General features: G+C 63.6%; 15 protein-coding genes and 1 tRNA gene. 6 read left to right on the top strand and 10 right to left on the bottom strand.

Going from position 1 to position 14,705, the window contains the following annotated elements:
* Positions 1–151: 151 nt before the first annotated feature.
* The 8 genes from ychF to QMX96_RS18185 all read right to left on the bottom strand — a co-directional run bounded on the left by ychF (position 152) and on the right by QMX96_RS18185 (position 6,967).
* On the bottom strand, positions 152–1,252 hold the full coding sequence (gene ychF, locus QMX96_RS18220; RefSeq protein ID WP_054916246.1) for a redox-regulated ATPase YchF: 1,101 nt from the start codon (positions 1,250–1,252) through the stop codon (positions 152–154).
* Between the two features lie 21 nt (positions 1,253–1,273).
* Positions 1,274–1,858: an aminoacyl-tRNA hydrolase gene (gene pth / locus QMX96_RS18215; RefSeq protein ID WP_043864326.1), complete on the bottom strand. Its 585-nt coding sequence runs from the start codon at positions 1,856–1,858 to the stop codon at positions 1,274–1,276.
* A gap of 75 nt (positions 1,859–1,933) precedes the next feature.
* Entirely contained in the window at positions 1,934–2,530 is a 597-nt protein-coding gene (locus tag QMX96_RS18210) for a 50S ribosomal protein L25/general stress protein Ctc (protein ID WP_043864327.1), read from the bottom strand.
* Positions 2,531–2,668: 138 nt separating this feature from the next.
* Positions 2,669–3,610, bottom strand: a complete 942-nt coding sequence (locus QMX96_RS18205; RefSeq protein ID WP_010225730.1) for a ribose-phosphate pyrophosphokinase — start codon at positions 3,608–3,610, stop codon at positions 2,669–2,671.
* Positions 3,611–3,657: 47 nt separating this feature from the next.
* Positions 3,658–3,732: transfer RNA gene (locus tag QMX96_RS18200), tRNA-Gln, on the bottom strand.
* A gap of 34 nt (positions 3,733–3,766) precedes the next feature.
* Positions 3,767–4,615 (bottom strand): 4-(cytidine 5'-diphospho)-2-C-methyl-D-erythritol kinase, encoded by an 849-nt coding sequence (gene ispE / locus QMX96_RS18195; protein WP_282362187.1) that lies wholly within the window; start codon positions 4,613–4,615, stop codon positions 3,767–3,769.
* Complete coding sequence (gene lolB / locus QMX96_RS18190; protein ID WP_043864329.1) at positions 4,615–5,232, bottom strand: lipoprotein insertase outer membrane protein LolB; 618 nt, start codon at positions 5,230–5,232, stop codon at positions 4,615–4,617. Before lolB ends, ispE begins: the two co-directional genes overlap by 1 nt.
* A 4-nt stretch (positions 5,233–5,236) precedes the next feature.
* Positions 5,237–6,967, bottom strand: a complete 1,731-nt coding sequence (locus QMX96_RS18185; protein WP_054916245.1) for a tetratricopeptide repeat protein — start codon at positions 6,965–6,967, stop codon at positions 5,237–5,239.
* Positions 6,968–7,144: 177 nt separating this feature from the next.
* Between QMX96_RS18185 and hemA the strand changes: the two genes are divergently transcribed.
* The 6 genes from hemA to QMX96_RS18155 all read left to right on the top strand — a co-directional run bounded on the left by hemA (position 7,145) and on the right by QMX96_RS18155 (position 12,498).
* Positions 7,145–8,422 carry a glutamyl-tRNA reductase gene (gene hemA, locus QMX96_RS18180; protein WP_043864331.1) on the top strand — a complete coding sequence of 426 codons (1,278 nt, stop codon included), beginning with the start codon at positions 7,145–7,147 and terminating at the stop codon, positions 8,420–8,422.
* A complete protein-coding gene (gene prfA / locus QMX96_RS18175) occupies positions 8,419–9,501 on the top strand; it encodes a peptide chain release factor 1 (protein ID WP_054916244.1) in 1,083 nt (360 codons plus the stop codon). The genes hemA and prfA overlap by 4 nt, the downstream gene beginning before the upstream one ends.
* Positions 9,502–10,332, top strand: a complete 831-nt coding sequence (gene prmC / locus QMX96_RS18170) for a peptide chain release factor N(5)-glutamine methyltransferase (RefSeq protein WP_275730432.1) — start codon at positions 9,502–9,504, stop codon at positions 10,330–10,332.
* Entirely contained in the window at positions 10,326–11,081 is a 756-nt protein-coding gene (locus tag QMX96_RS18165) for a molybdopterin-synthase adenylyltransferase MoeB (RefSeq protein ID WP_078481516.1), read from the top strand. Before prmC ends, QMX96_RS18165 begins: the two co-directional genes overlap by 7 nt.
* The gene (gene murI / locus QMX96_RS18160) at positions 11,074–11,865 is read left to right on the top strand and encodes a glutamate racemase (protein WP_043864474.1); all 792 of its coding nucleotides are present in this window, start codon (positions 11,074–11,076) and stop codon (positions 11,863–11,865) included. The genes QMX96_RS18165 and murI overlap by 8 nt, the downstream gene beginning before the upstream one ends.
* Before the next feature lie 114 nt (positions 11,866–11,979).
* Positions 11,980–12,498: an acyloxyacyl hydrolase gene (locus QMX96_RS18155; RefSeq protein WP_043864335.1), complete on the top strand. Its 519-nt coding sequence runs from the start codon at positions 11,980–11,982 to the stop codon at positions 12,496–12,498.
* Positions 12,499–12,555: 57 nt separating this feature from the next.
* Here QMX96_RS18155 and QMX96_RS18150 read toward each other — a convergent pair whose 3' ends face one another.
* Both QMX96_RS18150 and phrB read right to left on the bottom strand, forming a co-directional pair.
* On the bottom strand, positions 12,556–13,257 hold the full coding sequence (locus tag QMX96_RS18150; protein ID WP_282362170.1) for an SDR family NAD(P)-dependent oxidoreductase: 702 nt from the start codon (positions 13,255–13,257) through the stop codon (positions 12,556–12,558).
* A 10-nt stretch (positions 13,258–13,267) separates the two neighbouring features.
* Positions 13,268–14,695 carry a deoxyribodipyrimidine photo-lyase gene (gene phrB / locus QMX96_RS18145; RefSeq protein WP_282362168.1) on the bottom strand — a complete coding sequence of 476 codons (1,428 nt, stop codon included), beginning with the start codon at positions 14,693–14,695 and terminating at the stop codon, positions 13,268–13,270.
* Positions 14,696–14,705 lie beyond the last annotated feature (10 nt).

Raw genomic sequence — 14,705 nt, 5'->3', positions numbered from 1 at the left:
CGAATTGGCCGCCATTATCCGGCTTTTTGCCCGGAAGTCTTGGCATGTCACCCGAAGGCGTGACCGACACCGGTAAAAACAAAACCCCCTGAGGCGCAAACGCTCAAGGGGTTTGGTGTGCGTCGGGCGTCGTGGCGACCCGGCTCGGGGCTTAGACGTTGAAGCGGAAGTGCATCACGTCGCCATCCTTGACGATGTAGTCCTTGCCTTCCAGACGCCATTTGCCGGCTTCCTTCGCGCCGCTTTCACCGTTGTACTGGATGAAGTCGTCGTAGGCGACCACTTCGGCACGGATGAAGCCCTTTTCGAAGTCGGTGTGGATCACGCCGGCCGCCTGAGGCGCGGTGGCGCCCACGCGAACGGTCCAGGCCCGCACTTCCTGCACGCCGGCCGTGAAGTAGGTCTGCAGGTTGAGCAGCGAGTAACCGGCACGGATCACGCGGTTCAGGCCTGGCTCTTCGAGGCCCAGGGCTTCGAGGAACATGTCTTTCTCTTCACCGTCTTCCAGCTCGGCGATCTCGGCTTCGATCTTGTTGCAGACCGGTACCACGATCGCGCCCTCTTCCTCGGCAATGGCCTTGACCACGTCCAGGTGCGGGTTGTCTTCGAAGCCGTCTTCGGCAACGTTGGCGATGTACATCACCGGCTTGCTGGTCAGCAGGTGGAAACCGCGTACCAGCGCCTTCTCGTCGTCGGCCATGGTCTTCATCAGGCTGCGCGCCGGCTTGCCTTCAGTGAAGTGCGCAATCAACTTCTCGAGGATGGCCTTTTGTGCCAGGGCATCCTTGTCGCCGCCCTTGGCGTTGCGCGCGACCTTCTGCAGTTGCTTCTCGCAGCTGTCCAGGTCGGCGAAGATCAGTTCCAGGTCGATGATCTCGATGTCGCGCTTGGGGTCGACGCTGTTGGAGACGTGAATCACGTTCTCGTCTTCGAAGCAGCGGACCACGTGGGCGATGGCATCGGTTTCACGGATGTTGGCCAGGAACTTGTTGCCCAGGCCTTCACCCTTGGACGCACCTGCCACCAGGCCGGCGATGTCGACGAACTCCATGGTGGTCGGCAGCACGCGGTTGGGCTTGACGATCGCAGCCAGGGCATCCAGACGTGGGTCGGGCATCGGCACGATGCCGCTGTTCGGCTCGATGGTGCAGAAGGGGAAGTTTTCTGCCGCGATGCCGGATTTGGTCAAGGCGTTGAACAGGGTGGACTTGCCGACGTTGGGCAGGCCGACGATGCCGCAATTGAAACCCATGGTGAATCCCTCTTCGTGGAGTCAGGCCTTTTGGCTGTGCAGCTCTCTCATCGCACGCGTCCAATCGCCGGCGAGGATGTCCGGCAGCACGCCGAGGGCAAAATCGATACTGGCATCGAGTTTTTCCTGCTCGGCGCGGGGCGCCTTGCCAAGGACAAAACCGGACACCTTGGTGCTGTCACCCGGGTGGCCGATGCCAAGCCGCAGACGGTGAAAGTCTTTGTTGTTGCCCAGCTGCGCGATGATGTCGCGCAGGCCGTTGTGCCCGCCATGGCCGCCGCCTTTCTTGAGCTTGGCGACGCCGGGGGGCAGGTCGAGTTCGTCGTGGGCCACCAGGATGGCATCTGGCGGGATGCGGAAGAAGTTCGCCAGTGCAGCAACGGCCTGGCCGCTGCGGTTCATGTAGGTGGTGGGGATCAGCAGACGAACGTCCTGGCCCTGATGGCTGAATTTAGCCGTCAGGCCGAAATACTTGCGGTCAGCGGTCAGGTTGACGCGCTGGGCGCTGGCAATGCGTTCCACGAAAAGAGCCCCTGCGTTATGCCGGGTCTGTTCGTATTCGGGGCCGGGGTTTCCCAGGCCGACGATCAGTTGGATGGCGGTCACGTCAGGGGCTCTTCCTTGGAGTTGTGGGTTGCAGCGCGGGGCTGCAACCCGGTCAACGCCGGCGTGTCGAGTGGATTACTCGGCAGCGCCTTCTGCTTCAGGCGCAACACGCGGAGCGTGAACGTTTGCAACAGCCTTGTCATCACCGTGGGCCAGAGCGACGAACTCTACGCCTTTCGGAGCTTTGAGGTCCGACAGGTGGATGATGGTGCCGATTTCGGCCTTGGCCAGGTCGACTTCGATGAACTCAGGCAGGTCTTTGGCTTCGCAGGAAACTTCGATCTCCGACACTACGTGGGAGATTTCGCCGCCTTTCTTGACCGGTGCTTCTTCGTTGACGAAGTGCACAGGAACGATAGCGGTCAGTTTCTGGCCAGCAACAACGCGCACGAAGTCGGCGTGCATGATGAACTGCTTGGCTGGGTGACGCTGCAGGGCCTTGACGATGACGTTCTGCTTGGTGCCGTCAACGTTCAGTTCGATCACGTGGCTGAAGGCAGCTTCGTTTTCGAACAGCTTGGCGATTTCCTTGGCCACGATGGTCAGGGATTGCGCTTCTTTGTCACCACCGTAGACAACTGCAGGGATTTGGGCGGCGAGACGACGCAGGCGGCGGCTCGCACCTTTCCCCAGGTCGGTACGCGCTTGGGCGTTCAGAGTGAAATCAGTCATGTTGTTTCTCCAAAATAGCCAGACCCCGGCGGCGTTTGCGACCAGCGCCAAACCGGGGAGGGCAAAAAAGCCCCGCCCCAACAACCAGTGCTGGGGCGGGGCGCTTTACGTCAACGTGATCTCGCGAGGGCCAGGCCCTCAGCGGAACATCGCGCTGATCGATTCTTCGTTGCTGATGCGGCGAACCGCTTCGGCCACGACCGGTGCGATATCCAGTTGACGGATACGGTCACAGGCTTGTGCTGCAGCGGACAGCGGGATGGTGTTGGTCACCACCAGTGCATCCAGCACGGAGTTTTCGATATTCTCGATCGCGCGACCCGACAGGACAGGGTGCGTGCAGTAGGCGTAAACCTTTGCCGCGCCGTGTTCTTTCAGGGCCTTGGCCGCGTGGCACAGGGTGCCGGCGGTGTCGACCATGTCGTCGACGAGAATACACGTACGTCCTTCGACGTCGCCGATGATGTGCATCACTTCGGAGTGATTGGCCTTCTCGCGGCGTTTGTCGATGATACCCAGATCGACGCCCAGGGACTTGGCAACAGCACGTGCACGCACGACGCCGCCGATGTCCGGGGACACGATCATGAGGTTCTCGAAACGCTGGTCTTCGATGTCATCCACCAGAACGGGGGAGCCGTAGATGTTATCTACCGGAATATCGAAGAAACCCTGGATCTGGTCAGCGTGCAGGTCGACGGTGAGAACACGGTCGATCCCGACGACGGTGAGCATGTCGGCAACCACTTTGGCGCTGATAGCTACACGCGCCGAACGCGGACGGCGATCCTGGCGGGCATATCCGAAGTAAGGAATCACGGCAGTGATTCGAGACGCTGAGGAGCGGCGGAAGGCATCGGCCATCACTACCAGTTCCATCAGGTTATCGTTGGTTGGCGCGCAAGTCGGCTGAATAATGAAAACGTCTTTACCACGAACATTTTCATTGATCTCAGTGCTGATTTCGCCGTCGGAGAACTTACCGACAGAGACGTCACCGAGAGGGATATGCAGCTGACGTACGACACGCCGAGCCAGATCGGGGTTAGCGTTCCCCGTAAAGACCATCATCTTGGACACGCGCAGTACCTGAAGGCTGAGGGTATACCTGGATGAGTATAGGAAAATGGCAGGGGCGGCTGGATTCGAACCAACGCATGGCAGGATCAAAACCTGCTGCCTTACCGCTTGGCGACGCCCCTGTATCTGTTGCTGCGAGTACCTGATACTCGATTCCTAGAGCAGACCTTGCAGCGTGCGATGCAACATTGAGATGTTGCTTCCTTTAGCCACAAACCCTGTTTGGGTCTCTGTAAGAAGGGCCAAAACTTTATCAGCTTCAGCTTTGCTTGGGAAGGCCCCAAACACACAACTTCCAGTTCCGGTTAGCCTAGCATCCGTGAATTTACCTAGTAAATTCAGTGAGTTACGTACTTCCGGGTAACTCTGCTCTACTACCGGTTGGCAGTCATTACGACTGTTTCCCTTGGGAACGGGGCGCATCTTAATGGGCGGTGAATTACGTGTCAACAACGGATGCGAAAAAATTTCTGCTGTACTTACAAATACTTGCGGTACCAGCACGACGTACCAGGGTTCCTCGGGGTCGACGGGGGTGAGCTTCTCGCCCACGCCTTCGGCAAACGCCGCGTGCCCGCGCACGAAAACCGGCACGTCGGCGCCCAGTGTCAGGCCCAGCTCGGCCAGCTGGTCTTCGCTGCAGCCAAGCTGCCAGAGGTGGTTGAGACCGAGCAGGGTGGTGGCGGCATCCGAACTGCCACCGCCGATGCCGCCGCCCATGGGCAGTACCTTCTTCAGGTAGATGTCCACGCCCAGGGGGCAGCCGGTCAGTTGCTGCAGCTTGCGCGCCGCGCGCACGATCAGGTTGCTCTCGTGGGGCACATCCTTGATGTCGCTGTGCAGGATGACCTGGCCGTCGTCGCGCAGGTCGAAACTCAGTTCGTCGGCATGGTCCAGAAACTGGAACAGCGTCTGCAGCTCGTGGTAGCCGTCGTCGCGGCGGCCGAGAATGTGCAGCATCAGGTTGAGCTTGGCCGGGGCCGGCAGGGTCAATCGGCTCATCATCAATGCCCCAGCTGGCGCGGTTGCCATTCCTTGACCACCACGGTCACGTCGAGGTCCTGACCGTGCAGCTTGAGGCGCTCGGGCAGCCAGTAGCCGTTCTGTTCGGTGTAGCTCAGGTACTCGACGCTCCAGCCGTCCTGCTTGAGGCTGGCCAGGCGGCTGTCGCCGTCCAGGGTCAGCTGGCTCTTGCTGTCGGGGGCGGGCAGGCCGCGTACCCACCACACCAGGTGCGATACCGGCAGTTCCCAGCCCAGTTGCTCGGCCAGCAGGCTTTCCGGGCTTTGTGCCTCGAAACGGCCCTGGTTGGCCACTTCCAGCACCACCTGGCCCGGACGGCCGGTAAGCCGTGCGGCGCCGCGACCCAGCGGGCCGGACAGGCGAATGTCGTAGTAGTCCTGGCGTTGCAGCCAGAAGAGGGTGCCACTGCCGGAGTCTTTCGGTGCGCGGATGCCCACCTTGCCGTTGATCTGCCAGCCGTCGAGGGTACTCAACTGCTGTTTGTGTTCACGCCACAGTTGCGCGTTGCCCTGGCCCTGCACGGCCTCGCGGGAGCCGAAGCTGGAACAGCCGGCAAGCACGGCGATCAGGCTGAAGGTGATGAAATGGCGCAGTAACATAAGCTTATAGAGTCTCGGATCCGGTCAGGCGCAAGACGGTCTTGCGCAGAATAGGGCTGTCGGGCTGGCCTTCGAAGGCCTTGGCCCAAACCTGGCGGGCTTCACGACGCTTGCCGTTGGCCCACAGCACTTCGCCCAGGTGCGCCGCGACCTCGTGGTCGGGGAAGCGCTCCAGGGCCTGGCGCAGCAGGCGCTCGGCCTCGTCCAGGTTGCCCATGCGGTAGTTGACCCAGCCCAGGCTGTCGAGCACGGCCGGGTCTTCGGGGTTGATCTGCAGGGCTTTCTCGATCAGGCCCTTGGCTTCGGCATAGCGGGTGGTACGGTCGGCCAGGGTGTAGCCCAGCGCATTGAGCGCCATGGCGTTTTCCGGTTCGCGTTGCAGGATGCTGCGCAGGTCCCTTTCCATCTGGGCCAGGTCGTCGCGCTTCTCGGCGAGCATGGCACGGCTGTACAGCAGGCTCAGGTCGTCCGGGTACTGCCGGATCGCTGCCTGCAACACCTGCATGGCCTGGGCGTCCTTGTCATTGTTGCCAAGGGTTTCGGCCTCGATCAGGTACAGCTGGATCGCGTAGTCCGGCTGCGCCTCGCGGGCTTCGGCAAGGCGCCGGCTGGCCTCGTCGGTGCGCCCGTTGGCAATCAGGATGTCGGCCTGGCGCAGTTGCGCGGGCAGGTAGTCGTTGCCAGGGCCGACCAGGGCGTACTCGGTCAGGGCCGCTTCGGAATCGTTGCGCTCTTCGAAGATGCGCCCCAGGTTCAGGTGCGCCGCATCCACGTGGCTGTCGCGCTCGATCAGTTCCTGCAGGTAGCTGGTGGCTTCGTCGAGCGCCTTGGCCTCGATGCTCACGAGCGCCAGCGAATAGCGCAGTTCGTCGTCTTCGGGGTATTGCTGCAGCAGGTTGGCGAACTCGACCTTGGCGTCGTCGATGCGGTCCTGCTCCACCAGGGTGCGTGCGTAGGTCAGGCGCAGGCGCTTGTCGTCGGGGTTGCGGGCGATGGCCTTGCGCAGCAGCGGCAGGGCTTCGGGGCCACGGTCGAGCGATTGCAGCAGGCGCGCACGCAACAGGATCGGGGCAATTTCACCGTCGGCCGGCGGGTGGGCTTCGAGCAGCGCCAGGGCGGCCTCGGACTTGCCGTCCTGCTGCAGCAGCAGGGCCTTGCCGAACACCAGCTGGCTGTTGTCGGGGTACTTTACCAGCAGGCGGTCGAAACTTTTCTGCAGGCCGTCGCGGGTGTCCTGGTCGGTTTCGGCCGCCGACAGCGCGAGAAAGTCGAAATGCGTGTCGCCCTGACCCTGCAGCACCTTCTCCATGAACACCATCGAATCGTCATAGCGTCCACTGCGCGCCAGCTGGATGGCGGCGGCGCGTTGTGCGTCGAGGTTCTCGGGGTCGTTCCTGGCCCATATCAGTGCGGTATCGAGGGCGGCCTGATCGGCGCCCAGGTACTCGGCAATGCGAAATGCCCGCTCGGAAATGCCCGCGTCCTGGGTCTTGATCGCCTGGGTGACGTAGTTGTCCAGGGCGATATCGAAGCGGTTGCGCTGCCCGGCGAGCTCGGCGGTCAACAGGCTGTACACCGTGTCCTGGGTGAACGAGCCGTACACCGTGGGCTTCTTGGCCTCGGCGACCGTGGCCGCATCGTCGGCAGGCGCCGTGGCGTCCCGGGCGCCCGGGGTCAGCGTCTGGCAACCCTGGAGCAAGGCAAAGGCGAGGAATAACGCGGAAGATCTATTCATAGGGAGGATTTGGGCGGCTTACCTGCGGTCGGATCATCATGACACAAGGATCATGGCAAACCCATCGTCGATGGGGCTTTTGGATACAGACTATAAGAGACAATAACGAGCGGTGGTTGTTCTCTATCCGGCGAAGTAGGACAATTATCGGCTTCTCGTCACAATCAGCGACCTTGAATGGCCTTTCTTGCCCTCGGTATCAACCATAAGACTGCCTCGGTAGACGTACGCGAGCGCGTGGCGTTTACGCCCGAGCAGCTGGTCGAAGCCTTGCAGCAGCTGTGTCGACTGACCGCTAGCCGCGAAGCTGCGATCCTTTCGACCTGCAATCGCAGCGAACTGTACATCGAACAGGATCACCTGGCGGCGGACAGCGTACTGCGCTGGCTGGCCGATTATCACAAGCTGAGCCTGGATGAACTGCGCGCCTGCGCCTATATCCATGAAGATGATGGCGCCGTGCGGCACATGATGCGGGTGGCCTCCGGGCTCGACTCGCTGGTGCTGGGCGAGCCGCAGATCCTCGGCCAGATGAAATCGGCCTATGCCGTGGCGCGCGAGGCCGGCACCATCGGCCCGCTGCTGGGGCGCCTGTTCCAGGCGACCTTCAGCGCCGCCAAGCAGGTGCGTACCGATACCGCCATCGGTGAAAACCCGGTGTCGGTGGCATTTGCCGCCGTGAGCCTGGCCAAGCAGATCTTCAGCGACCTGGGCCGCAGCCAGGCCCTGCTGATCGGTGCCGGCGAAACCATCACGCTGGTGGCGCGACACCTGCACGAGCAGGGCGTGCGCCGCATCGTGGTGGCCAACCGCACGCTGGAGCGCGCCAGCACCCTGGCCGAGCAGTTCGGTGCCCATGCGGTGCTGCTGTCGGACATCCCGCAGGAGCTGGTCAACAGCGATATCGTGATCAGTTCCACTGCCAGCCAGTTGCCGATCCTGGGCAAGGGCGCGGTCGAGAGTGCGCTCAAGCAGCGCCGTCACAAGCCGATCTTCATGGTCGACATCGCCGTGCCCCGCGACATCGAGGCGCAGGTGGGCGAGCTGGACGACGTGTACCTGTACACCGTCGACGACCTGCATGATGTGGTGGCCGAAAACCTCAAGAGCCGCCAGGGCGCCGCCCAGGCCGCCGAAGAGCTGGTCACCGTGGGCGCCGAGGACTTCATGCTGCGCCTGCGCGAGCTGGCTGCGGTGGATGTGCTCAAGGCCTACCGCCAGCAGAGCGAGCGCCTGCGCGACGAAGAGCTGCAAAAGGCCCAGCGCCTGCTGGCCAACGGCAGCAACGCCGAAGAGGTGCTGGCGCAGCTGGCCCGCGGCCTGACCAACAAGTTGCTGCACGCGCCGAGCGTGCAACTGAAAAAGCTGTCTGCCGAAGGCCGCCTCGATGCGCTGGCCATGGCCCAGGAACTCTTTGCCCTCAACGAGGGCTCCACGGATAAAACCCCGCAATGAAAGCGTCGCTGCTGAATAAACTGGACACGCTCCAGGACCGTTTCGAGGAATTGACCGCCCTGCTGGGTGATGCCGAAGTGATTTCGGACCAGACGCGCTTCCGTGCCTACTCGCGCGAATATGCCGAGGTCGAGCCCGTGGCACAGACCTACGCGCAGTGGCGCAAGGTGCAGGCTGACCTGGAGGGCGCCCAGGCCTTGCTCAAGGACAGCGACCCGGACCTGCGCGAAATGGCGGTCGAGGAAGTACGCGAGGCCAAGGAGCAACTGGCCGCTATCGAAGGGCAACTGCAACGTATGCTGCTGCCCAAGGACCCCAACGACGGGCGCAACGTGTTCCTCGAGATCCGTGCCGGCACAGGTGGCGACGAGGCGGCGATCTTCTCCGGCGATCTGTTTCGCATGTACTCGCGTTATGCCGAGCGTCGCGGCTGGCGCCTGGAAATCCTCTCCGAGAACGAGGGCGAGCACGGCGGCTACAAGGAAATCATCGCCCGCGTCGAGGGCGACAGCGTGTACGGCAAGCTCAAGTTCGAGTCTGGCGCACACCGCGTGCAGCGGGTGCCGGAAACCGAGTCCCAGGGCCGCATCCACACCTCCGCGTGCACCGTGGCGGTGCTGCCCGAGCCCGACGAGCAGGTGGCCATCGAGATCAACCCGGCCGACCTGCGGGTGGACACCTACCGCTCCTCCGGCGCGGGCGGCCAGCACGTGAACAAGACCGACTCGGCCATCCGCATCACCCACTTGCCCACCGGCATCGTGGTCGAATGCCAGGAAGAGCGCTCGCAGCACAAGAACCGCGCCCGTGCGATGTCCTGGCTGTCGGCCAGGCTCAACGACATGCAGACCAGTGCCGCGCAGAACGCGATCGCCAGCGAGCGCAAGCTGCTGGTGGGCTCGGGTGACCGCTCCGAGCGTATCCGTACCTACAACTATCCACAGGGCCGGGTGACCGATCACCGCATCAACCTGACCCTGTACTCGCTGGATGAAGTACTGGCGGGCGGCGTCGATGCGATCATCGAGCCGCTGCTGTCCGAATACCAGGCCGATCAACTGGCCGCACTGGGTGAGTAAATGACCATCATTGCCAGCCTGCTGCGCGGGGCGCAGCTACCCGACTCGCCCACCGCGCGCCTGGATATCGAGCTGCTGCTGGCTGCGGCCATCGGCAAATCGCGCAGCTACCTGCACACCTGGCCCGAGCGCATCGTCAGCAGCGAAGCGGCCGCGACCTTCGCCACCTACCTGCAGCGGCGCAGCCAAGGCGAGCCGGTGGCCTATATCCTCGGCCAGCAGGGCTTCTGGAAGCTTGACCTGGAAGTGGCCCCGCACACGCTGATCCCGCGGCCGGACACCGAGCTGCTGGTGGAGGTCGCCCTTGAGCTGCTACCGGCAACGCCATTGCAGGTGCTCGACCTGGGCACCGGCAGCGGCGCCATCGCCCTGGCCCTGGCCAGCGAGCGCGGCGGCTGGCAGGTGACGGCCGTCGACCGGGTGCCAGAAGCCGTGGCCCTGGCCGAGCGCAACCGCCAGCGTTTGCAGCTGGACAACGCCAAGGTGCTTGCCAGCCACTGGTTCGACGCCCTGCCAGGGCAGCGCTTTGCGCTGATCGTCAGCAATCCGCCCTACATCGCCGAGCAGGACCCGCACCTGGCGGCTGGCGACGTGCGCTTCGAGCCCAGCAGTGCGCTGGTGGCCGGCAGCGACGGGCTCGACGACCTGCGCCAGATCATCACACAGGCCCCGCAGCACCTGCTGCCCGGCGGCTGGCTGCTGCTGGAACATGGCTATGACCAGGCTGCAGCGGTGCGCGAACTGCTGGCGCGACACGGGTTCGAGCAGATCCAGAGCCGCACCGACCTTGGCGGCCACGAGCGCATCAGCCTCGGGCGCCTGGCATGCTGAACGACGAGGAGCTGTTGCGCTACAGCCGGCAGATCCTGTTGGCCCAGGTGGATATCGACGGGCAGTTGCGCCTCAAGGGCAGCCGGGCACTGATCGTCGGCCTGGGCGGCCTGGGTTCGCCGGTGGCGCTGTACCTGGCGGCGGCCGGTGTCGGCGAGCTGCACCTGGCCGACTTCGACACGGTCGACCTGACCAACCTGCAACGCCAGGTGATGCACGACACGGCCGCCGTGGGCCTGAGCAAGGTCGATTCGGCCATGGCCCGGCTGCAGGCGATCAACCCGCAGGTCGCCCTGGTTGCCCATCGCCAGGCCCTGGATGAAGACTCCCTGGCCCAGGCGGTGGGGGCGGTCGACCTGGTACTGGACTGCTGTGACAACTTTGCCACCCGCGAGGCGGTGAACGCTGCCTGCGTCGCGGCCGGCAAGCCGCTGGTCAGCGGTGCGGCCATTCGCCTGGAAGGCCAGCTGTCGGTGTTCGATCCGCGCAACCCGCTCAGCCCCTGCTACCACTGCCTGTACGGGCATGGCAGCGAAGCCGAGCTGACCTGCAGCGAAGCCGGTGTGCTCGGCCCGCTGGTAGGCCTGGTGGGCAGCCTGCAGGCGCTGGAGGCCTTGAAGCTGCTGGCCGGGTTTGGCGAGCCGCTGGTGGGTCGCCTGCTGCTTGTCGATGCCCTGGGAACGCGGTTTCGCGAGCTGCGGGTCAAGCGCGACCCGGCCTGCAGCGTGTGTGGCGCCGGCCATGCGTGAAGCGCCTGTCGGGGTGTTCGATTCGGGCGTGGGCGGGCTGTCGGTGCTGGCGGAAATCAGCCGCCTGCTGCCCGACGAGTCGCTGCTGTATGTGGCGGACTGCGGGCATATTCCCTATGGCGAGAAGTCGCCCGAGTTCATCCGCCAGCGCTGCCGCCTGGTAGCGGAGTTCTTTCAGCAACAGGGCGCCAAGGCCATGGTGCTGGCCTGCAACACCGCCACCGTGGCGGCGGTGGCCGATCTGCGCGAGCGCTACCCGCACTGGCCGCTGGTGGGCATGGAGCCGGCGGTAAAGCCGGCGGCAGCGGCCACCCGCAGTGGCGTGGTAGGGGTGCTGGCAACCACCGGCACCCTGCAGAGCGCCAAGTTCGCCGCGTTGCTGGATCGCTTTGCCAGCGACGTTCGTGTAGTTACCCAGCCGTGTCCGGGGCTGGTGGAACTGATCGAGGCGGGCGACCTGGACAGCCCCGCACTGCGCCAGTTGCTGCAGGGCTATGTCGAGCCGCTGCTGGCCGCCGGCTGCGACACCCTGATCCTGGGCTGCACCCATTACCCCTTCCTGAAACCGCTGCTGGCGCACATGGTGCCGCCGGCCGTGGCCATCATCGATACCGGCGCTGCCGTGGCCCGGCAACTCCAGCGTTTGCTGGGTGAACGGGACCTGCTGGCCCACGGCCCGGCGCAGCCTGCGCAGTTCTGGACCAGCGGCAGTCCGGCACATTTGGTAAAGATTCTGCCGATGTTGTGGAATAAATCTGACAGTGTGCGAAGCTTCGACTTGTAAAAAAACTGTGAAAAATGCATTTTTTTCCTGAACTATCGTACTACTGCCGATTTCTATTCAATCGTCTGATGAGACACAAAACCACAACAGCATTTAGGAAAAGGGACGTTTCTCATGAAGAAACTGCTTTGCTTGGCTGCGATTGCAGCCGTTACCCTGGGGCACTCTTTCACCGCAAACGCCGCTGACGCCTCGTTTTCCGTAGGGCAGACCGGTGACTCGACCATGGTCTATCGCCTTGGGCTGCAGTCCAACTGGGACGCCAGCTGGTGGCAGACCAGCGTCGGCCGCGTGACCGGCTACTGGGACGGTGCCTACACCTACTGGGACGGCGACAAGACTTCCAGCAACCACAGCCTCTCGTTCGCGCCCGTGTTCGTCTACGAGTTCGCCGGTGAGTCGGTCAAACCCTACATCGAGGCGGGTATCGGTGTAGCGGCCTTCTCCAGCACCAAGCTTGAAACCAACAAGCTCGGCTCGTCGTTCCAGTTCGAAGACCGCATCGGGTTCGGCTTGCGCTTCGCGGGCGGACACGAGGTAGGCGTGCGCGCCATCCACTATTCGAACGCGGGCCTGCAAAGCCCCAACGATGGCGTGGAAAGCTATTCGCTGCACTACCGCATGCCGCTCTGACGGTCGGCCGGTACCCTGCACCTCGAAAAAGGCCCTGACTTGCGTCAGGGCCTTTTTTCATTTTGGCAGCGGCCACAGCTCATTGACCGCCAGCGCCTGCAGGGTCAACTGCTGCGGACGTTCGCCCAGGCGTTGCAGGATGGCGCTGGCAGCCGAACTGGCGTCCCACTCATCCGGGATGGCAGTGGCTGTGTTCATGGCCTGTGCAGGTGTCTGAGGGGCCACGATGGTCAGGTCGATGCCGTGTGCGACCAGCAGGGGGCGGGCGTCTTCGAACAGTGACGCGATGCTGTTGGCAGGGCGCCGCGGCTGGCCGGGCTCGCCCAGCTGCAGGGCAGAGTACGCACTGAGAATCCCCACCACCTGCGGGGCGCGCCCCTTGTCCAGAAGGGGGAGCGCGCCATCGAGGCAGTGCGAGGCGGCGGCCAGGTTGCTTCGCACCACGTCCTGCAGCAGTGTCTGGGTAATCGGCAACGGCAGGTAGTCGCAGGTGCCGGCGTTGACGATCAGGCCGTCGATGGCCTGCCATTGTTCGGTCAGGGTGGCGCAGGCGCGCCTGGCCTGCGGCAACTGGTGCAGGTCGCCGGCAAGTACAAGGACCCTACCGGGATAGTCGGTCTCAAGGGGGTGTGCATCGTCGCGATTGCGAACATTGAGCGCCACCTTGCAGCCCTGTTCAAGCAGCGCCTCTGCCAAGGCATGCCCAAGTCCGTTGCTGGCACCGGTAATCCAGATGCGCCGAGGTCGATCACTGCTCAAGATCCTTTCCTCAATCGTTGCGTTTAGGTAAGTGTTTGAACGCATCCAGTGCGCGTTGGCGACTAGAACTTAAGTCTACAATTGCATGAGGATAGACATCTATTGCAAACAAATCGTTCTGGACATTGGGTAAATGGACGGCCTTGTGGTCCAGTTTGCCGCGTTCAGGCAGCCAGTGCTTCAGAAATCGCCCTGCAGGGTCGAAGCGTTGCGACTGGCTCACCGGATTGAAGATCCGAAAGTAGGGCACGGCGTCGGTACCGGTCGAGGCGCTCCACTGCCAGCCGCCGTTGTTGGCGGCCAGGTCGCCGTCGATCAGGTGGCGCATGAAGAAGCGTTCGCCTTCACGCCAGTCGATCAGCAGGTTCTTGGTCAGAAACATGGCCGTGACCATGCGCAGGCGATTGTGCATCCAGCCTGTGGCGAGCAACTGGCGCATGGCCGCATCCACGATAGGGATGCCGGTGCAGCCCTGTTGCCAGGCCAGCAGGTCCTGTGGCGCGTTGCGCCAGGGCAGGGCTTCGGTATGTGACCTGAAGGCACGGTGGCGGGAAACCTGCGGGTAGCCCACCAGAATGTGCTTGTAGAACTCGCGCCACAGCAGTTCGTTGATCCAGGTGATGGCGCCGGCATTCCCGCTGTCGAATTCGCCGAAGTTGCAGGCCAGGGCGGCATGCAGGCACTGGCGGGGGGAGATCACCCCGGCGGCGAGGTAGGCCGACAGCTGGCTGGTGCCAGGTACGGCAGGAAGGTCGCGCTGTACCGGATAATCCTCGATGGCCTCGTCGACAAAGCGCGCCAGGCGGCGTGCGGCTTCATCCTCGCCTGCCGGCCACAGCGTGCGCAACGCGTCGGGCGGCGTCTCGAAGCCGGCCACCTGGGTGGGGACGGTGTCGCTGGCAATGGCCAGCCGGGCCTGGGCTGCCGGCGCCGCTACCCGTGAGGGAAGCCCCAGGTGAAGCCGTTCGTAGCACACCTTGCGAAACTGGCTGAACACCTGGAAGTAACCGCCGCTGCGGGTCAGGATGCTGCCGGGCTTGAACAGCAACTGGTCCAGGTAGCTGTGCACCTGGATGTCGGCCTGGCGCAATGCCTGCTGCACGGCCTGATCGCGACGTTGTTCGTGTACCCCGTATTCCTCGTTCAGGTGCACGGCACTGACCGCATGTTGCCTGCACAGCGCGAGCAGCACCCGAGGCGCATCGGCCCACTGGTCGGCATGCACAATCAGCAGGGGAATGTTCAGGGCGTCCAGTGACTGGCGCAGGCTGTGCAGGTTGCGCAGCCAGAAGTCCACCTTGCACGGGGCGTCGTCGTGGGCGAGCCACTGCCCGGGGCTTACCAGCCACACCGCCAGGGTGGGCCCGCGCGAGCAGGCAGCGGCCAGCGCAGTGTTGTCGTGAACGCGCAAGTCGTTGCGCAGCCAGATCAGTTGCATACGAAATCCT

This window comes from Pseudomonas sp. PS01300, assembly GCF_029960155.1.
GTDB classification, from domain to species: domain Bacteria; phylum Pseudomonadota; class Gammaproteobacteria; order Pseudomonadales; family Pseudomonadaceae; genus Aquipseudomonas; species Aquipseudomonas palmensis.
Note: the sequence above shows the minus strand (reverse complement) of the source record. Positions and strands in the feature narration are given on the sequence as shown.

Bases quoted from the DNA above. Each gene is read 5' to 3' on its own strand.
- prmC (WP_275730432.1), top strand. From the start codon at position 9,502: ATGACCATCATTGCCAGCCTGCTGCGCGGGGCGCAGCTACCCGACTCG.
- phrB (WP_282362168.1), bottom strand. From the start codon at position 14,695: ATGCAACTGATCTGGCTGCGCAACGACTTGCGCGTTCACGACAACACT.
- lolB (WP_043864329.1), bottom strand. From the start codon at position 5,232: ATGTTACTGCGCCATTTCATCACCTTCAGCCTGATCGCCGTGCTTGCC.
- QMX96_RS18210 (WP_043864327.1), bottom strand. From the start codon at position 2,530: ATGACTGATTTCACTCTGAACGCCCAAGCGCGTACCGACCTGGGGAAA.
- murI (WP_043864474.1), top strand. From the start codon at position 11,074: ATGCGTGAAGCGCCTGTCGGGGTGTTCGATTCGGGCGTGGGCGGGCTG.
- ychF (WP_054916246.1), bottom strand. From the start codon at position 1,252: ATGGGTTTCAATTGCGGCATCGTCGGCCTGCCCAACGTCGGCAAGTCC.
- ispE (WP_282362187.1), bottom strand. From the start codon at position 4,615: ATGATGAGCCGATTGACCCTGCCGGCCCCGGCCAAGCTCAACCTGATG.
- prfA (WP_054916244.1), top strand. From the start codon at position 8,419: ATGAAAGCGTCGCTGCTGAATAAACTGGACACGCTCCAGGACCGTTTC.
- QMX96_RS18185 (WP_054916245.1), bottom strand. From the start codon at position 6,967: ATGAATAGATCTTCCGCGTTATTCCTCGCCTTTGCCTTGCTCCAGGGT.
- hemA (WP_043864331.1), top strand. From the start codon at position 7,145: ATGGCCTTTCTTGCCCTCGGTATCAACCATAAGACTGCCTCGGTAGAC.
- QMX96_RS18165 (WP_078481516.1), top strand. From the start codon at position 10,326: ATGCTGAACGACGAGGAGCTGTTGCGCTACAGCCGGCAGATCCTGTTG.
- QMX96_RS18155 (WP_043864335.1), top strand. From the start codon at position 11,980: ATGAAGAAACTGCTTTGCTTGGCTGCGATTGCAGCCGTTACCCTGGGG.